The sequence below is a fragment of the Lysinibacillus sp. GW823-FHT02G10 genome, from assembly GCF_058797135.1.
Genome location: NZ_JBXAJI010000001.1, coordinates 293,541 through 310,865, shown reverse-complemented (window position 1 = coordinate 310,865; position 17,325 = coordinate 293,541). Strand labels below are relative to the sequence as shown.

General features: G+C 35.2%; 19 protein-coding genes. 13 read left to right on the top strand and 6 right to left on the bottom strand.

Translation table 11 applies throughout. From position 1 onward, the window contains the following. Positions 1 to 27: 27 nt before the first annotated feature. From AC1RFD_RS01570 to AC1RFD_RS01560, 3 genes are all read right to left on the bottom strand, one after another. Positions 28 to 615, bottom strand: a complete 588-nt coding sequence (locus AC1RFD_RS01570; protein WP_103117674.1) for a DedA family protein — start codon at positions 613 to 615, stop codon at positions 28 to 30. Then, entirely contained in the window at positions 615 to 1,187 is a 573-nt protein-coding gene (locus AC1RFD_RS01565; RefSeq protein ID WP_054550638.1) for a class I SAM-dependent methyltransferase, read from the bottom strand. The genes AC1RFD_RS01570 and AC1RFD_RS01565 overlap by 1 nt, the downstream gene beginning before the upstream one ends. A gap of 450 nt (positions 1,188 to 1,637) precedes the next feature. Beyond that, the gene (locus tag AC1RFD_RS01560) at positions 1,638 to 2,003 is read right to left on the bottom strand and encodes a hypothetical protein (RefSeq protein ID WP_319840082.1); all 366 of its coding nucleotides are present in this window, start codon (positions 2,001 to 2,003) and stop codon (positions 1,638 to 1,640) included. A 284-nt stretch (positions 2,004 to 2,287) separates the two neighbouring features. Here AC1RFD_RS01560 and AC1RFD_RS01555 point away from each other — a divergent pair, with 284 nt between their 5' ends. The 4 genes from AC1RFD_RS01555 to AC1RFD_RS01540 all read left to right on the top strand — a co-directional run bounded on the left by AC1RFD_RS01555 (position 2,288) and on the right by AC1RFD_RS01540 (position 5,663). After that, positions 2,288 to 3,187 (top strand): hypothetical protein, encoded by a 900-nt coding sequence (locus tag AC1RFD_RS01555; protein WP_054550637.1) that lies wholly within the window; start codon positions 2,288 to 2,290, stop codon positions 3,185 to 3,187. A gap of 137 nt (positions 3,188 to 3,324) precedes the next feature. Then, positions 3,325 to 3,960: a TetR/AcrR family transcriptional regulator gene (locus tag AC1RFD_RS01550; protein ID WP_066036632.1), complete on the top strand. Its 636-nt coding sequence runs from the start codon at positions 3,325 to 3,327 to the stop codon at positions 3,958 to 3,960. Between the two features lie 21 nt (positions 3,961 to 3,981). Further along, positions 3,982 to 4,863 carry an ABC transporter ATP-binding protein gene (locus AC1RFD_RS01545; protein ID WP_233436359.1) on the top strand — a complete coding sequence of 294 codons (882 nt, stop codon included), beginning with the start codon at positions 3,982 to 3,984 and terminating at the stop codon, positions 4,861 to 4,863. A gap of 2 nt (positions 4,864 to 4,865) precedes the next feature. Further along, entirely contained in the window at positions 4,866 to 5,663 is a 798-nt protein-coding gene (locus AC1RFD_RS01540) for an ABC transporter permease subunit (protein WP_175400711.1), read from the top strand. A 40-nt stretch (positions 5,664 to 5,703) separates the two neighbouring features. On the opposite strand, the gene AC1RFD_RS01535 is transcribed toward AC1RFD_RS01540, so the two are convergent. Then, complete coding sequence (locus AC1RFD_RS01535) at positions 5,704 to 6,300, bottom strand: TetR/AcrR family transcriptional regulator (RefSeq protein ID WP_492474433.1); 597 nt, start codon at positions 6,298 to 6,300, stop codon at positions 5,704 to 5,706. Positions 6,301 to 6,416: 116 nt separating this feature from the next. On the opposite strand from AC1RFD_RS01535, the gene AC1RFD_RS01530 reads away from it, so the two are divergent. The 6 genes from AC1RFD_RS01530 (at position 6,417) to AC1RFD_RS01505 (ending at position 12,111) form a co-directional block, all read left to right on the top strand. Next, positions 6,417 to 7,145, top strand: a complete 729-nt coding sequence (locus AC1RFD_RS01530; protein WP_115673488.1) for an ABC transporter ATP-binding protein — start codon at positions 6,417 to 6,419, stop codon at positions 7,143 to 7,145. Further along, positions 7,142 to 8,158 (top strand): ABC transporter permease, encoded by a 1,017-nt coding sequence (locus tag AC1RFD_RS01525; RefSeq protein ID WP_048391207.1) that lies wholly within the window; start codon positions 7,142 to 7,144, stop codon positions 8,156 to 8,158. Before AC1RFD_RS01530 ends, AC1RFD_RS01525 begins: the two co-directional genes overlap by 4 nt. A 159-nt stretch (positions 8,159 to 8,317) precedes the next feature. Further along, positions 8,318 to 9,190, top strand: coding sequence for an ABC transporter ATP-binding protein (locus tag AC1RFD_RS01520; protein ID WP_492474432.1), 873 nt, complete (start codon positions 8,318 to 8,320; stop codon positions 9,188 to 9,190). Positions 9,191 to 9,208: 18 nt separating this feature from the next. Beyond that, entirely contained in the window at positions 9,209 to 9,907 is a 699-nt protein-coding gene (locus AC1RFD_RS01515) for a hypothetical protein (protein WP_048391214.1), read from the top strand. A gap of 32 nt (positions 9,908 to 9,939) precedes the next feature. Then, positions 9,940 to 10,659 (top strand): response regulator transcription factor, encoded by a 720-nt coding sequence (locus tag AC1RFD_RS01510; RefSeq protein WP_115673491.1) that lies wholly within the window; start codon positions 9,940 to 9,942, stop codon positions 10,657 to 10,659. Positions 10,660 to 10,668: 9 nt separating this feature from the next. Further along, positions 10,669 to 12,111 carry a sensor histidine kinase gene (locus tag AC1RFD_RS01505; RefSeq protein ID WP_485598563.1) on the top strand — a complete coding sequence of 481 codons (1,443 nt, stop codon included), beginning with the start codon at positions 10,669 to 10,671 and terminating at the stop codon, positions 12,109 to 12,111. A 13-nt stretch (positions 12,112 to 12,124) separates the two neighbouring features. Here the strand turns inward: AC1RFD_RS01505 and AC1RFD_RS01500 are convergent, their stop codons facing one another. Next, complete coding sequence (locus tag AC1RFD_RS01500; protein WP_485598561.1) at positions 12,125 to 12,883, bottom strand: DUF4184 family protein; 759 nt, start codon at positions 12,881 to 12,883, stop codon at positions 12,125 to 12,127. A gap of 159 nt (positions 12,884 to 13,042) precedes the next feature. On the opposite strand from AC1RFD_RS01500, the gene AC1RFD_RS01495 reads away from it, so the two are divergent. Next, positions 13,043 to 13,801: an ABC transporter ATP-binding protein gene (locus AC1RFD_RS01495; RefSeq protein WP_112117594.1), complete on the top strand. Its 759-nt coding sequence runs from the start codon at positions 13,043 to 13,045 to the stop codon at positions 13,799 to 13,801. A gap of 3 nt (positions 13,802 to 13,804) precedes the next feature. Beyond that, positions 13,805 to 16,189, top strand: coding sequence for an ABC transporter permease (locus tag AC1RFD_RS01490; RefSeq protein ID WP_492474431.1), 2,385 nt, complete (start codon positions 13,805 to 13,807; stop codon positions 16,187 to 16,189). Between the two features lie 39 nt (positions 16,190 to 16,228). Here the strand turns inward: AC1RFD_RS01490 and AC1RFD_RS01485 are convergent, their stop codons facing one another. Then, the gene (locus AC1RFD_RS01485) at positions 16,229 to 16,678 is read right to left on the bottom strand and encodes a 2-thiouracil desulfurase family protein (protein ID WP_054550630.1); all 450 of its coding nucleotides are present in this window, start codon (positions 16,676 to 16,678) and stop codon (positions 16,229 to 16,231) included. An 84-nt stretch (positions 16,679 to 16,762) separates the two neighbouring features. Between AC1RFD_RS01485 and AC1RFD_RS01480 the strand changes: the two genes are divergently transcribed. Continuing rightward, the gene (locus tag AC1RFD_RS01480; protein ID WP_281216778.1) at positions 16,763 to 17,308 is read left to right on the top strand and encodes a GrpB family protein; all 546 of its coding nucleotides are present in this window, start codon (positions 16,763 to 16,765) and stop codon (positions 17,306 to 17,308) included. The last annotated feature ends 17 nt before the right edge of the window (positions 17,309 to 17,325 follow it).

Genomic DNA, 17,325 nt, shown 5'->3' with positions numbered 1-17,325 from the left:
TCCATTCATAATGCTCCTCCATTTTAGCTATTTTTTTATTTTCCGTATATAAAAATAATAAATACAGCTAACAGTCACGATGAATAACCCAAAGTACATACCATATTTCGTAGCAATCAAAGAAATATATTCAATTTGACTGCCAAATAATAAACCTAGTGTAAAATAAATCAATGTCCAGACAAAGCCTGTTGTATAGGAAAATAAGGCATATGTTTTAAAAGACATATTATTCATTCCCACCAAGTAAGGGAGGATATGTCGAACAATTGGAATAAAGTAACTCAGGACTAATGCAAAGTGTCCATATTGATCTAACAATTCTTGTGATTTGGTTAAGTACTTTGCCTTTTTCTTTTTCACAAGTTTATCGAGTACACGATGACCAAATAGTTTTCCAAGTATAAATCCTAGAGAAAGCCCTGAAACAACGCCTAAATAAGTAAGTAAGAAAGATTTCCATATGATCAATTTTCCTAGCGACGATAGAAAACCACCACTCATGACAATCATTTCATCTGGTAGCGGCATGCCTATGATCCCTAGCCATAAACTAAAAAACAAAGCAAAATAGCCATATTGTTCAATAAATAATAAAAGATCCTTTAGCTCCATTAGCTGACCCTCGTATTTCCTAGCCTACAACTCAATACATAGGCTGGTGGCATATTAATCCATACTTTCTCATGTGAAATATTCTGAAAATAGGTTTGAAAAAATGATTTTTTCACAAGTGAATATTGGAAAGTAATGAATTTTCCATTGTACAAACAATCCCTCACATTTCTTAAAATACAACACGATACTTCCGCCTTTAACGAAGTAAATGGCAGTCCAGAAATAACATAATCTATTTTTTCGATATTCAAATCTGTCAAATATTGCTTCAAATTTTCTGCTGAACCATGGATCACTACAACATTGGCTACATGAGCAAATTGCCTACGCAGTTTCTCACAAAAAATCGCATTATGTTCAATGAGAACAAGCAATGTAGCTGGCTTTTTTCTTTTCACAAGCTCCTTTGTAAAGGCCCCCATCCCAGGGCCAAGCTCTATAATGCATTGAGCCGTCTCAAAGCAAATAGGTTGCACCATTTTATGCGCTAATTTCTTAGAACTAGGTGATATAGCGCCTATTGTTTTTGGATGCTTTATAAATTCAGTAAGGAAGGTGATGAGCTGCATTTAGTTGTCTCCTCGCTTTGCTTTCTTTATTGATGGTTTTAACTATAAAGAGACTTTCTTAAAGATTTGCAAGGAGAATTCTTAACTTTTTCTTAATAATTGACATTATTTAGTTAGTAGATCAACACGATCTCATACGGTGAAACAAAAAAGTCACTCATGTTCATTCATGAGTGACTTAATTGCTTGATTTCTATATTCATCTTCATTTTTCTTTTTACACTCTTCATCCCTAAATCTCATAAAATTCAATTTCATTGGTATTGAACTCACACACATTAATTCTATAGATGTAGCCTCCTCCCCATTCTTAACCATGTTCAAGTAACCGTTTCCCCAAGATGATTGATCGCAATATAATCTTCATTTTTAGCTGTATCAATAGTAATGATCATATTTCCCTCTTTTCTTATAAAGGCATGGTTCTTTCTTATACGACTTATTGTAATTTTAATCTTTTACTCTATGTCTCATGATTCCTTTTCTAATCCCTCTTATAATTAATTGCCCTAAAACATAAAAAAATGAAACAAAGATAATGGCTACATCTCTTCCAAAAGGCTTAAACCAACTTCCATCATCATCTATAAAAAAATGGCCTAACATTAAAGACAAAGCAGTCATCAAAAAATTTAGGACAATGAACAAAGGTAGATGATCATTTCTAGATACTATGCCAACTCCAATAATGAAAAAAAGAAATAACGGAAATAAGAAGCTAGCCTCTTGGTTTGAGAGGTGGCTATTATACTCGTAAAAATGAAATAAAAACGGGAATGGAAATAGCGACAACATACTTTGAATAAATCTTTTCATTTCAGCTACACCTCCACAAAAATATAATATGATTATTTAAGTGTAATTTTACACTAATTATAATCTTTTATCTATAAAAATAAAATGTATAGGATGGTAATTCTTCTGTATTAACTTCCTCCTGAACATCAGTACAATTTCCCTTAAGATTCATAAAAGATTAAAAGGTACTTCGTTCTAATGACTATTTCCTACATAAAATAGGCATACAATTGCTGCCAATCGAATAGAAACCTATATAGGGAACATTTAGTCATGGGAAAAATAAAGTGGGGTGTGTAAGGATGCTTAAAGTAAATGATGCAAAAGAAATGGTACTTGAAATTGTGCAAGATGACCCATTGTTTGTGGCACTGCAACATACACCTTTAGAGGAAAACCTCTATAATGATGGGTATTTAGCAGAGATCGATGAATCGAAACACTATACAATTGCAGAAGTCGCGGGCTGGTTTGATATTACAGACGCCATGCTTCGCTACTATTTAAAACCATTTGAACAGTATATTTTTGACAATGCTTCGCCCAATACAAATAGCAATATTCGTTTAAACCTACCTGCTATATTGAGATTGCGCATGATTTTATTATTGAAGGATGAGTATCGTGTAAGGGGGATTAAATTATTGCTAGGTATTGATGATAACGGTCAGTTGCTGAAACACCAAATTACCGCAACGACCATGGATTCTGAGGATTTATCACATAAAATCGATTTGCTTGGAAACGTCCTACAGCAAATGATTCAAACAGGTCTTTTTCAGATTTTGCCGAATGAAGAGCAAGGGACATTACAAGTTAACATTAATCAGGACTTTCTTGACAAAAACATTCAACGTCTTTCGACCGATTCTATCCTTCAAGTGGAAGAAATTCAAAAAGAAACGTTGGAGCTAAAGCAGGAAAATGAGCATCTACAAAATCAAATTACCGAGCTGCAAGAAAATAGCGTGAAGGACATTGTCCAAAAGATTAGAGAGCGTCATATAGAAAATGAAATCGTTTCTACATTACGTACAGAAGCATTACAGCAATATTCCCAAAATCATAAAGTCGGTTTTTTCACCAAATTTTTCAAGTCCGCACAAATTGAAATGGACAAAGAGCAATTCGTTCTAAGCTATATTTCAAAGCATTTAGAAGAACGTTTAGAAATTGCATTGAACAATTATTATGATAAGTAAACTGAAGCAATGGAGAGCATGAGTGAGACTATTGGAAATGGTCACAATCATGTTCTTTTTTATTTTTCCAAATCACATTGACCACAGTAGTCAATTTCTATATAATGGCATAAAATATGACGGAAAGGAGTAAAAAATTGTATCAAGCTTTTATGAATTTAACCGAAGAAAAGCGCCAAGCAATTATTAATGCTGCCTTAAGGGAATTTTCGCTCAATAACTATGCTACCGCTTCAACAAACAAAATTGTGAGCAATGCCAATATATCAAAAGGCATTTTATATCACTATTTTGGTAGTAAAAAAAATTTATATCTTTTCTTATATGACTATACAACTACTAAATTCTCCGAGGCACTTAATCGCCAAATTGATTTAGCAGAGCCTGATATTTTTAAGCGTTATGAACAGATCATGAAAATTAAAATTGATCTCATGAAGCAATATCATGCGCTGTTTGATTTTTTGAAAAAGGCCTATGCTGAAACAAGCTCTGAGGTACGAGATGAACTAAATCATTACAATGCCGCTTTTCAAAAAAATGCTTATGTAACTGCATTCGAAGGAATTGATACTAGTTTATTCCGAGAAAATTTGGATATAAAAAAGGCAATTGATACTATTCAATGGGTAACAGATGGTATCAGTCATCGTTATGAGGAAAGATTAAAAGCGCATGTAGATAATCTAGAGCTCTTTAATGAATTAATCGAGCAATGCATGGAAGAGGCTAGTGAATATTTTCTATTTTTGAAAACATTATTGTATCAATAAAATGGGGTGAGTGACGTGTCCATGATTGAAGTAAACCATTTAACTAAAAAGTTTGGCGATTTTTATAGTATACAAAATGTTCATCTACAAATTCCAAAGGGTGAAGTGTTCGGTTTTTTAGGACCAAATGGGGCAGGAAAATCCACAACCATACGCCATTTAATGGGTTTTTTACAGCCAACTGAGGGCTCTTGTTTCATTAACGGTTTAAATTGTCGGGAGGCATCTGCAACCATCCAACAAGTTGTTGGCTATTTACCTGGAGAAATTGCGTTTATTGATAAAATGACGGGTAAGCAATTTATTCACTTTATTGCTAAGTTAAGAGGGATGAATGATTACACCCATGCCGAGGAATTAATGCATTTCTTTGAATTAGATGCTTCTGGGCTCATAAAAAAAATGTCGAAAGGTATGAAGCAGAAGGTTGGTTTAGTTTGTGCCTTCATGCATCATCCCGAAATTGTCATTCTAGATGAACCTACTAGTGGTTTAGACCCGCTCATGCAAACCAAATTTATTGAATTCATTTTAGCTGAAAAGGACAAAGGAACGACCATTTTCATGTCCTCTCATATGATTGAAGAAGTAGAGAAAACTTGTGATCGTGTAGCGATTATTAATGCAGGTAAAATCGTGGCGACTGAAACCATTACAGATTTAAAGAAACGTAAATCTAAAAAATACATGCTTGAGTTTCAAGATGAGCAAGAGCTCACTCGCTTCCTTGATGAGGAATATGTACTTGAACGTATCTCTTCTACAAAAGTTATGATTACTATAATGGGAGACCTTCAAGCATTTCTCCATACGCTATCTAACTATAAAATTATAGACTTAGACGTTATTTCCCAGTCACTAGAAGATATTTTTATGCATTATTACGAAAGTGGAGGTGCTTAATCATGAATTTTACCCTATTCAAGCATGAGTTATTTGCCTCTCTTAAACTATTCACCATAATTATCGGTGTACTAATGCTATATATTGTCAGTGTAATTTATATGTATAACCCAGAAATGACGGATACACTAAAAAAATTAACAGAAACAATGCCTGAGATGATGGCAGCCTTTGGTATGACCAGCATTGGCGATACCTTGATAGAATTTCTCTCCACCTATTTATATGGATTTTTATTAATGATTCTTCCTTTGGTATTTTCTATCATGTTAGCTAATAAGCTCATCATGGGCTATATTGATAATGGTTCGATGGCATACTTAATCGCTACACCGAATACACGTTTTAAAATTGTCTTTACACAAGCACTATTTTTGATCATCAGCCTTTTTACACTCCTTGCTGTTACTACGTTGGTCATGATTGTCTTTGCAGAAATATTATTCCCTAATGAGCTGGACATAACGGCCCTACTGCTGTTAAATTTCGGGCTATTTTTATTGCACTTTGCCATTAGTGGGTTCTGTTTTCTTATGTCTTGCAGCACGAAAGATTTAAGAACATCCTATGCCTATAGTGCTGGCATTCCCATTGCCTTTTATCTGATTGAGGCACTGAGCAATATGGGTGGTTCACTAGACAAATTACAATACATTACAATCTATTCATTGTTCGATTCCGTTCAATTAATTCAACAAAATAGCTCTTGCTGGTGGATGCTAGGTACACTTTTCCTCATTGGCTTGCTTTGCTATAGTCTAGCAATTCGTTTTTTTGTAAAACGAGATTTACATCTCTAAATTTCTAGCCGCTACAGATCCAGTGCTGTAGCGGTTTTCATTAAATAGTACCTACTACATTTCCTAAAAAACGTATTAATCGAAAATGTAGAGCGACCATTTCTTCTACTGTTAAGTTCTCGTTCCCCTTGTCCAACCACTCCTGAATGACCCCTAAAATGGCAGATGCTATAAAGGCTTGTAAGTATTGTTGAAACTCTGGATCTTGTGCTTCCTTGCGTATAAGCGATAATCTGTCTAAAATATGACTTCCAAAGATCATTTTCACCTTTTGTGTAAAGCTAGGGCTCCCCTGCTCTCCTAATAACATACGAAAAGCTGGTGCATGCTCTTTTATACACGTTATCACCTTGATAAATGGCTGATAGAGTTGCCCCATTTTTAACGTTTGAAAAGCATCCAACGGCTGAACATGTTTGACATAGCGCTCTAACTCCATTAATAGCTCTTGCTGCAAATCCTCCATCACATCATATTTATCTGAATAATGTAAATAAAACGTGCCACGATTAATTTCAGCTACTAACGCTAAATTCTTTACAGTCACACGCTCAAAGCCTACCTCCTCTACTTGTTGGATAAAAGCATTTTTAATGGCTTGCTTCGTTTCAAAATTCATTTTTTCATGTACAGACACATATTTCCCTCCATTTACTTAACACTTGCTGGCAAACTGTTGATTGTATTTGCTCACATGCTACCGTAAAATTTTTATCAAATCAACATTGTGTTCAGTGAAGGAGTGAGGACCATATGGGCAACCAGGCAATCTCTATTAAGTCTCTCGAAAAACGATTTCAACATAAGCAAGTTATTGCCCCCCTTTCTTTGGATGTTCCTAAGGGACAGTTAATGGGCTTACTCGGTCCGTCAGGCTGTGGTAAAACAACACTAATCAAAATGATTATGGGCATGCTGAAACCTGATAGTGGTACTATTCAAGTATTAGATTTGAATGTTCCTCATAAACAATTATTAAATGACATTGGCTATATGGCACAATCAGATGCACTTTATACAGATTTAACGGGAGAAGAAAATCTACATTTTTTTGCAAAGCTTTATTCACTATCTAAAGCGGAACGAATAGAAAGAGTAGCCTATGCAGCAAGCCTCGTTCGTTTAACAGATGACTTACGACAAAAAGTAGAAAATTATTCAGGGGGAATGAAACGTCGATTATCTCTTGCTATTGCCCTTATTCAAAATCCTAAACTACTCATTTTGGATGAACCAACGGTGGGGATAGATCCTGTCTTAAAAAAGGAAATTTGGCAAGAACTGATTCGTTTAAAAGATCAAGAACAAAAAACCATTTTAGTGACGACGCATGCGATGGATGAAGCGGAAAGATGTGATCAATTGGCCATGCTGAGAAGTGGACATATTATTGCACAGGGTACCCCACAAGAGTTAAAAGAACATTATCAAGCAAAAGACTTTGATGAGGTGTTTGTAAAAGCTGGAGGTGACGTTCAATGAGAATAAGTGCTATCATCACAAGAATCATCCAACAAATGAAAAGAGATAGACGGACACTTGCTTTATTATTTTTAGCCCCACTTCTTGTCTTGTCCTTAATGTATTTTATTTTCAATAGTAATGAGGCTTCCGTCACACTTGTGGTCTCTAATGCGCCCGCCCCATTGATTGACAAATTAAAAGAGACTGATTTTACCATTATCGTGGACAATGATTTTTCAAAAAAACAGCTACAAGATAAAGAGTATAATGGTTGGCTAGCAGTAGAGCAAAATGTTAGTAAGTTAACTTTATTAAATGATGATCCTTCTCTGGCAAAGGCTTTAACGATGCAACTTGCTCAAATCTTACAGCCTACACAAGCCTCTATAGGCAGTATGAAAACGGACTATGTTTATGGTGATCAGGATACGGCTATTTTTGATATATTTAGTCCTATGCTCATTGGCTTCTTTGTTTTTTTCTTTGTTTTTTTAATTACGGGCATTGCCTTATTAAAGGAGCGTACTTCTGGAACATTGGAGCGTTTACTAGCGACACCGATTAAACGTTCAGAAATTGTAGCAGGCTATATGGTTGGCTATGGTTTATTTGCGTTCCTGCAAACAATTATTATCGTCCTGTTTGGTATTTATGTGCTCGATATTGTCCATGTAGGCTCCATCTGGCTTGTCCTACTCATCAATATGATGGTTGCTCTTGTCTCGTTATCCTTAGGTGCGTTGCTATCTAGCTTTGCCGCTTCAGAATTTCAAATGATGCAATTTATTCCGCTTGTTATTGTTCCTCAAGTGTTCTTTTCGGGTATTTTCCCGCTGGATAGTATGGCGGAATGGCTTCAAAACATTGGGCGTATCATGCCTCTATACTATGCTGCGGACGCATTGAATGGTGTGATGTATAAAGGTTATTCACTTTCTGATATTATAGTGAATCTCAGCATTCTTGCTTGTTTTGCCATTGTTTTCATTACGTTAAATATTATCAGTTTAAAAAAATATCGTTCGTTGTAATCAATCCTTAAAAGTTCTGCTATTTAAAAAGCAGAGCTTTTTTATGTAACTGAAATAACTAAAAACAGGAAATATAACCAATTTAATTGAAGTGAATGGTCGATTTTCATTATAATTATTTTATGGAGAAGAATTATCCAAAAATAAAGGTGTGTGAAGATGACTACTATTTTGGAAGTACAAAACATCTGTAAACAATACAATGGGAAAAAAATTTTAGAGAATGTATCGTTTTCAATTGCGTCCAATCAAATCATTGCTCTAGTGGGGAAAAATGGTTCTGGAAAAAGCACTTTACTCAAGATTATTGCAGCATTCATTAAACCAGACAGTGGTTCTATTGTAAAGCATAAAACGTCTTTAAAAGTTGGCTATGTACCAGAAACAACTCCTTCTCATATTTTATTTACACCTCAAGAATATCTTTATCACATGGGCTGTATACGAGGTATGGCTAAAAAGCAGCTTTTGCAGAAGATAGAAGAATTACTTGAGATGTTTCAACTAAAAGAGGAAAAAAATACAAGGATTGTCCATTTCTCTAAAGGGATGAAGCAAAAGGTGATGATTATGCAGGCAATGCTAGAAGAAACTGATCTACTGATAATGGATGAACCATTGTCAGGACTTGATGCCAAGGCACAAAATGATTTCGAACAAATCTTAGCTAAAGTAAGAAGCAAAGGTCTCAGTATCCTATTAACCTGTCATGAAACCAAATTACTCGAAAAGCTTGTAGACTCCGTTTTACTTATTCAAGAGAATGCGATCATTCAGATAAAGGAATTCGATCGCAATCCAACGCATCGATTAATTTTTGAGATTGCTAGCCTGTCATTACTCGATGAAATCATACCTTCTATGGAGATTCAACAACAACAACTTTTAGTGAATGGACATTATGAAATAGTGACGATTGTTCCAGCAAAGGATTCAGATGAAATTTTACTGAAATTATTACAACACAATGCTTCAATTAAATATTTAGCTACTGTCCACTACAAAAAAGAACAATTCTCTTCTCATTTTTGAAAGGAGGAATCGAAAAAGATGAGCAGTTTAGTACGTTATCAATTGATAAATTATTTAAGAACCTATCAATACGTTCCACCTTTTACAATCTTCATTCTATGTCTTATCGTTAATTATACTTTTGTCCCTAATCCAATATTAGATAGTTATTCATTTACATCTCTTGTGCTCTTTTTTTTAATGGGCTGGTTTACTGTTACATTATTTCATGCTGAAGATGAAGGACAAAAAATGATTACTACCCTTCATACGAGAAAAACAATAGACTACAATTTAGGGATATTCATCATTTGTGGGCTGCTTGCCTTTAGCCTAAGCTGTGTTTCTGTCATCTATCCAATCCTAATAGAGGCATTTTTTGAGAAGCCCAAACTATTACATATTTTACTAGGTTTCTTGTCTCATTTTAGTTTATCGTTACTTGCCATTGCACTCACTGCTTTATTTACTAGGGAACTTGTGAAAAATAGGCGAAATACGTGGTGGGGTGTAATAGGCATCCTTATTATTTCTGTCGTGATCGCTACTTTAAAAGATTCTATTCTAACTGGACTTCTTTGGTTACTTCCTCCTCTTCATTTTTCATTAGAAATGATGAGTGTGGGCGATCAAATTGAAGTTATACCCAACGTTTTTTATTGGCAATACACATGGATTATAATCTATGCATTCCTTATCATTGTTTTGTTTTTTTTCCTAGTCAACCGAAGAAAATGATTTAGACATCTTACTAAGGAGAGATAGTATGTATGAGCAACGGGAACATCAAAGTACTAATTGTTGAAGACGAAAATGATATAGCTAATATTATAAGGGACTACTTAAGTGTTAATCAGTTCGATTCACATATTGTTCGAACAGGTCATGAAGCAATCCATTATTTGCAAGAATCTAAACCTGATTTCATTATCCTTGATCTTTCTCTACCCGATTGTGATGGCATTGAAATATGTCGTAAAATCCGTGAAAACAGCAATGTTGCCATTCTTATTTTAAGTGCTCGAGGAAGTGATACAGATAAAGTACTGGGATTAGGTTTTGGAGCAGATGATTATATGACAAAACCGTTCTCTCTAAGTGAACTTGTCGCAAGAATTAACGCTCATTTACGAAGACAGGATAGATGGCTTCAGCATAATGGACGGCATATGGGAGGAGATGTCATTCACATAGATAATATGGTCATAAATAAACAGGAATATATTTTTTTACGTGATAGCAAGCCAATACCACTGTCAGCAAAAGAGTTTGAACTGCTATTTTTCCTAGCTAAAAATAGAAATCAAGTTTTCTCTAAAGGTCAGTTACTTGATGCCGTTTGGGGTTATGAGACCTATGGAGATGAAAATACAATTACAGTTTATATTAGAAGGCTTCGAGAAAAAATTGAAGTCAGCCCTTCTCATCCTGTTTATCTTCAAACGGTTTGGGGAGTTGGTTATAAATTCAGTACACCCAATCACTCATAGGAGAATCAAATGTACCTAAAAAATTGGATGAATAAGTGGTTATGGACCCTATTAATCTGTGTTGTACTATTGTTTGTGGTTGTCCTTTCACTATTTTTTGCAGCAGAGCCTTCTCAAGAAGAATCACAAGATAAATATGTTATTAATCAAATTCGTTTATCAGTAAATCCATTATTATTGTACATAGAAGTTCATTTTCCAAATTTCGCATTAGATTCAGCTGTACGTAGCACGCTACAACAAATGAGTGATGACAAGAATATTGATATTACAGTAGTTCAACTAGATGGAACAGTAAGTTACACTTCAATTAAGAATGATGTTTCAACTACTATTCATATTAAACATGATATACATTATGATTTATTTACCTCACAACAAGAGCCTGGAAAGATTAATATAGCCTTTCCGATTATGAATGGAGAAAGTAATGAACAGATAGGTAATGCTATTTTTTCCCTGAACAAAGACATTCTCTTTCCTTTAAAACAGACTAATTCCAACTCGACTCTTTTATTAGTCTTTATTGGCTTCTTGAGCCTTTTGATCATTTGCCTTGCCCTATTCATAGTAAGGAAAGTTCATAAAGATATTTTAAAGCCTTTAGATGAGCTAAAGGACAACACAGAGGAAATTGTAAAAGGAAATTACGAACAAATTACCATCCACTCGAAAATGGATGAGATTGGTGAATTGTATGCAGTATTTGATCAAATGCGATTAGAGATTAAACAGTTAGCCATCCAGCACAATGAACAAGAGCAAACTCAAAAGAAGCTCATTTCTAATATATCTCATGAAGTGAGAACTCCCTTAACCACAATCAAAGCATATTTAGACGCTATTTCAGAGGGTATTTGTCGAGATGAAGATTCGCTTATGGCCTATATTCAAATCATGCAGTCTAATACGGATAAGATGTCGAGGCTAGTTGATGATTTATTTATTCATACCTTAAAGGAGCTTGGTCATATCCCGATCCATTTAAAAGAACAATATAGCCAAGACGTTCTTACAAACATTCTGAAACCAATTCAATATTATGTCCAAACAACAAATATTCATTTTATAAGACCTACTAGTATTCCTAATGTCCTTATTCTAGTAGATGCTGATCGACTAGAGCAGGTGATCTCCAACCTTATTACCAATGCGTTAAAACATTCTTCTCATGAAGATACCATCACCATTACTACCTATATCGAAAATCAATCACTCTATATCCAAGTAATAGATACTGGTAATGGAATGCTTCCCGAAGATATGCCTTTTATTTTTGAACGTTACTTTAGAGGTCGGCAGCCTGGAAGTGAATCAGTCATTAAAAATGAAGGAGCAGGACTTGGCCTATCCATTTGTCAGCATATTATGGAAGCGCACCATGGGTCCATTTCATTTCATAGTAAGCCTAATGAAGGCACTACCTTTACACTTATACTCCCCATCTCGTAAAAAGACTCCCGTTTTAGGAAGTCTTTTTTTCTTTCAACATTCTTTTCTTATATGCTAAAAAGAAAGAAAGAGTAAGTATACTACAAAAAAATGAATCGATAATTCGGACAACCCATATTCCATAACTTCTTAAAGGAATGCCGTTAATAAGCTGCCATAGACATACATATCCGAGCGTTAAAACAGCTAGTAAACTCCAAAAGATGCGTTTTTTCCGTGGCGATATAGCTGGTATTTTTTTATTTTTGCCTAAAGTTGCTCTGTAATATACATATCCAAAGATTAACACAATGCCAAACAAGGTACTCCCATGTTGTAGAAATTTATAAATCGGTATTTGATAGCCAAAGAAAGTATATGTTTGAGTAAGAACTCGAAGTTTTGTCACCATAAGCCCATTTTGATGTGTAAATGAATCCCATATGACATGTGTTAACATGCCCAGCAATGCAGAGTAGCCAAAAACAAATACTTTCCATATGTTATTTCCTGCAATTTGATGGCTTTCTGTAGCTTGTAAAAACTCTGGTAAATGGCTCATGATTGGCTGTTGGATAAACCGTTGATAAATCAAATAGATGAAAAGAACGAGTGGCAGATTGAATAAAAAGAACCCTACAAAGGTATGACCAATCTCCCCTATCGGCCGACCTCTTAAAAAATATTCAAAATCTGGAGCCATACTTCCTAAAACTAATGCAGAAAAATGAATATATTTACTTTTTCGAGAAAAAGGTAAGACTGCCGCTGGATGAGCAAATGTTAAGGGCATATCTCAAACCTCCTTATTTATTACATCTATTAAATCGCATATTATAACGTTTACTATTAAGAAAGGTTACTCTGTCTGTAAGAATTTATTAATAATTTCATAAGGACTTACTAATAATTACATATTACACTAAAGAAAATGAGTTAAGGAGGCCTTATCATGGAAAAAGAGATACTGATTCGAGCCCAAAATTTATGTAAAACCTATTCAACCGGCAGCGAACAATTCCATGCTATTAAGAATATGAATGTCGACATTTATAAAGGGGATTTCACCGTTATTATGGGGAATTCTGGTTCTGGTAAATCAACGCTTCTTTATCTTTTAAGTGGGCTTGATGCCCTTACAGCAGGAGAGGTTTATTTTCAGGGAGAAAAACTTGATACCTTTTCTGAACGAAAGTTAGCTACTTTGCGTTCACAGAAGGTTGGCTATATCTATCAAAGTAGCAATCTCATTCCAGATATGACACTACTAGAGAATATTGCTCTTCCTGGATACATCGCGAAAAAAAATAAAAAAGAAGTCATACAAAAAGCGGAGCAACTACTAAGTTTAATGGGACTTGAAAAACAACGAAATCGATTACCCTCTCAAACATCAGGTGGACAGCAACAAAGAGCTGCCATTGCTAGAGCGTTGGTCAACAATCCTGAAGTGTTATTTGCAGATGAACCTACTGGTAGTTTAAATTTTGATCAAGGTGTAGCAGTATTAGATACCTTAACGAATTTAAATAGAAATGGGCAATCCATTGTCATGATTACACATGATATGAAGGCAGCTTGTCGTGCGAATCGCCTAATCATCATTCAGGATGGAAAAATAGATGGGATCTTAAACTTTGAAAAATATGATCATACCAACATACAAGAACGGGAACACATTATCTTTTCTTATGTTGCCGGGAAGGAGTAAAAAATGTACGGGATTATAACCCTTTGCTCTTCCTATATAAGAAAACGGAAAATACAGAATGGACTGATGGTTGTCCTTATTTTTTTATCAACACTTTTACTGGCGACTTCTGTCACTATACTGACCAATACAAACAATATTTTTGAAAAAGCCCATCATGATTCAAATGGTGCCCATCAAATTTTAACAATGGGTAACAATATTCATAACCCGATTGCTGTAAACGAATGGTGGCAGGAGCAACCAGGTGTGACTACTTCTAGTCTCATACCCTATAGAAATTTATCTAGATTTACCTTCAATGGGAAAGAAATATCCAATATCTATTTATTTATGATGAATACGCCAAATACACCGTTTATGATTGATCAATTACTATTTTCTGAGGGTGAAAAGCAACTCTCTCCTCCTAAGGGTACCATTTGGATTCCCACATCATTGGCATCAAGCGCTACCATTTCGCTCGGTGATGCAATTGAATTTCATACAGGTGAGAGCACGTTTAATTTAACAGTGTCAGGTATTGTGGTTGATATGCCATACGGAGGCCCTTTTACAACAAATGCTCGTATTTGGATGAACAATACTGATTATCAACAGCATTTAGCAACCATGACAGGTTTTGATCAGTACATGATGGCATTACGCTTTAATGACTATCAGCAAAACACCAATTATTGGGGTGATTTTGAAAAGTATCTGCTGGGACCTTATCTTGAATCTAAAATGGAATATGAAGAAATAGCTTCTTTTTATTTGATCATTAATAAAATCATTGGCTTTATTATGATCGCCTTTGGTATAGCTATGCTTTTGGTTTCCTTGTTTGTTATTGGTTTTAGCATTTCCGATGCCATTTTAACGAATTACAGAACAATAGGCGTTATAAAATCATTGGGTCTTTCTTCTCGAGAGATAAGTATCACTTACGTATTACAATTCGGATTGTTATCTGCTGTCGCGATTATACCTGGCATCATCATTAGTAAATTCCTTTCCAGAATAATTATAGAAAGCTCCTTATCTTATATGAAGGCAGGAAATCATTTAACCATACATCAAGATACTCTACTTAACATATTAATTGCTCTCATCTTATTTGGCATTGTGCTACTCACTGCCTATTTCTACTCACACAAGGCGCGAAATGTAGAGCCTGTTCAAGCCATCAAATATGGGATGTCAGAAAGTGCAAATAGTAAAATGAATCGGCGCAGAAACAGCTCGAATAGATTATTTCGATTAAGCAGTCTACCGATTCAACTTCAAATTGGTCTTAAAAGTATCACAAAAAACATAAAAAGTTCCATTCTTGTTATTGCACTTACTTCCATTACGTCTGCCATACTAGTCTTTAGTGTAGTCATATTAAATAGCTTTATTTCCATCAAAGAAACATCTCCTTCATGGGGATATGATGCCTCACATGTAGTAGTAACTGTATCTAATAAAGAAACTTTTACAAAACAACAATTTGAAGATTTTTTAATGGCTGATGAACGGGTTAAAGATCATGCATGGCTTGATCAATTCACAGGCATACTTCCTAATGACAGCAATCCCCCATTAAATATTAATGTCAATGTGATTGAGGGTAGCTTTGATGCCGCTGGCTATGTGACAATGTCTGGCCGTAATCCAATCAGTAAGAACGAAATCGCGATTGGACTCAATGTCGCTCGCGCTTTAAATAAAAATATAGGCGATATTGTAGAAGTTTATCTTGAGGGGAAACCGCATTTTCTTATTGTTACTGGAATCTATCAATCGATAGCAAATATGTCAAATTCAGCAAGGATTACAGCAGAGGTTATTAAAGTTTATAATACTACCTACACTACTTCAGAGGTAAGTATGATTAATCTTTTAGATGAAACAGTCGCTACGCCATTCGTTGAGGATTTAAATACGCACTTTAAAAGTTCTGTATCAGCTGTCACACAACAGCTATTATTAGATGCCGTCTTTAAAGAAGTCGTGGCCGTTTTAGTCATTCCCCTTTCAATTGTTGGTATTTTATTTGTCATCGTAACCTGCATCATTATTTTTAGTGTATCACGAATTAATGTTAGAAAAGAAAGTAGCACGTATGGCATTTATAAATCGATTGGAATGACCTCTACAAATATTAGATGGTCGATTACAATAGGTATTTTAATTCTATCCATAATAGGTGCATTAGCAGGAATCTTTATCGGGATAAAATTAATTCCTCTTGCACTTCAGTCAATTATTTTAGATTATGGCTTACTCGAACTACCGCTTGTTATAAACTGGCCAACAAGTATCGGTATAAGCTTTGTAAGTGTAATAGCTGCCATTTTTGGCGGCTGGATTTCGACCAAAATAATTGCTAAAACGTCGCCTCGCATATTAATTGTTGAATAAATAAATTTGGCCCCTACTAGTTTAGGGGCCTCTCTTTAATCATTCAAAAAAATTCTCTTCAGATAGCACGACGATATTGTTTCTTCGAAGCAATGCCGTAGTTACTCCTTCGCCAGCTAATTTTGTTCCATTAAACGCACCGTTATAAATCTTTGCACTGCCACAGGATGGGCTATATTCCTTTAAAATGACATGAGTTGCCCCTACCTCAAGTGCTTTTTGTAAGGTTGCATAGGCTCCCTTCAGATATAAATTTGTGACATCTCGTCCAGAACTTTCAACCACTGTTGCGTTGCCATCAAGTACATCTTGTCCATTGCCACCTACAATTTCAGCCGGTTCGCGGGGCGTTGAAAAGCCTCCCATCAGCTCTGGGCAAACGGTGACAGCTTTATTTTCTAACACAAGCTTTTGTATTTTTTCATCTAGACTGTTTGTGCCATTATAACGAACATTTAAACCTGCTAAGCAAGCACTTATTAAAATCATCCTTTTCACACTCCCTCTACTATCTTTATTCCACTATAACACGCATGCTACAATAATTTTATGAAGACCAAGGGAGGAGATAAAATGCCTGATCCTATTTTGATTTTACCTTATACAGATGAATGGGCTAAGGAATTTCATAGCATAGGCTGTCAATTACGGGAGGCCTTAGGAAACATAGCGCTGAGAATTGATCATATTGGCTCAACTGCTGTAACAGGGCTAGCAGCAAAGCCTGTAATTGATATACAAATATCCGTCGCATCGTTTACACCATTGGCAGCATTTAAAGCTCCATTAGAATCTCTAGGTTTTAGTTATCGAGCAGAAAATCCAGACAAGTCTAAACGCTATTTTCAAGAGGCTCCTGGAGATAGACGAGTACATATTCATGTTCGACAGGCTGGTAGTTGGGCAGAGCAGCTAGCCTTATTATTTCGAGATTTTTTGCGCCGTCATCCAGATTACTGTCGTCGCTATGAGCAGGTAAAATATGAATTGGCTAAGAAATACCAATATAATCGTCAACTTTATACAAAATCTAAAGAATCGATCATATGGGAAATTTTAAAACAAGCAAATCATTGGAGTCAGCAGACTGGCTGGTCTCCTGCCAATTCAGATAACTAAAGAAAAGGGAGGAACAA

What these genes read in the sequence shown, in the direction of transcription:
- AC1RFD_RS01570 (WP_103117674.1), bottom strand. Translation starts at nt 615, where the DNA reads ATGGAGCTAAAGGATCTTTTATTATTTATTGAACAATATGGCTATTTT.
- AC1RFD_RS01565 (WP_054550638.1), bottom strand. Translation starts at nt 1,187, where the DNA reads ATGCAGCTCATCACCTTCCTTACTGAATTTATAAAGCATCCAAAAACA.
- AC1RFD_RS01560 (WP_319840082.1), bottom strand. Translation starts at nt 2,003, where the DNA reads ATGAAAAGATTTATTCAAAGTATGTTGTCGCTATTTCCATTCCCGTTT.
- AC1RFD_RS01555 (WP_054550637.1), top strand. Translation starts at nt 2,288, where the DNA reads ATGCTTAAAGTAAATGATGCAAAAGAAATGGTACTTGAAATTGTGCAA.
- AC1RFD_RS01545 (WP_233436359.1), top strand. Translation starts at nt 3,982, where the DNA reads ATGATTGAAGTAAACCATTTAACTAAAAAGTTTGGCGATTTTTATAGT.
- AC1RFD_RS01540 (WP_175400711.1), top strand. Translation starts at nt 4,866, where the DNA reads ATGAATTTTACCCTATTCAAGCATGAGTTATTTGCCTCTCTTAAACTA.
- AC1RFD_RS01530 (WP_115673488.1), top strand. Translation starts at nt 6,417, where the DNA reads ATGGGCAACCAGGCAATCTCTATTAAGTCTCTCGAAAAACGATTTCAA.
- AC1RFD_RS01525 (WP_048391207.1), top strand. Translation starts at nt 7,142, where the DNA reads ATGAGAATAAGTGCTATCATCACAAGAATCATCCAACAAATGAAAAGA.
- AC1RFD_RS01520 (WP_492474432.1), top strand. Translation starts at nt 8,318, where the DNA reads ATGACTACTATTTTGGAAGTACAAAACATCTGTAAACAATACAATGGG.
- AC1RFD_RS01515 (WP_048391214.1), top strand. Translation starts at nt 9,209, where the DNA reads ATGAGCAGTTTAGTACGTTATCAATTGATAAATTATTTAAGAACCTAT.
- AC1RFD_RS01510 (WP_115673491.1), top strand. Translation starts at nt 9,940, where the DNA reads ATGAGCAACGGGAACATCAAAGTACTAATTGTTGAAGACGAAAATGAT.
- AC1RFD_RS01505 (WP_485598563.1), top strand. Translation starts at nt 10,669, where the DNA reads ATGTACCTAAAAAATTGGATGAATAAGTGGTTATGGACCCTATTAATC.
- AC1RFD_RS01500 (WP_485598561.1), bottom strand. Translation starts at nt 12,883, where the DNA reads ATGCCCTTAACATTTGCTCATCCAGCGGCAGTCTTACCTTTTTCTCGA.
- AC1RFD_RS01495 (WP_112117594.1), top strand. Translation starts at nt 13,043, where the DNA reads ATGGAAAAAGAGATACTGATTCGAGCCCAAAATTTATGTAAAACCTAT.
- AC1RFD_RS01490 (WP_492474431.1), top strand. Translation starts at nt 13,805, where the DNA reads ATGTACGGGATTATAACCCTTTGCTCTTCCTATATAAGAAAACGGAAA.
- AC1RFD_RS01485 (WP_054550630.1), bottom strand. Translation starts at nt 16,678, where the DNA reads ATGATTTTAATAAGTGCTTGCTTAGCAGGTTTAAATGTTCGTTATAAT.
- AC1RFD_RS01480 (WP_281216778.1), top strand. Translation starts at nt 16,763, where the DNA reads ATGCCTGATCCTATTTTGATTTTACCTTATACAGATGAATGGGCTAAG.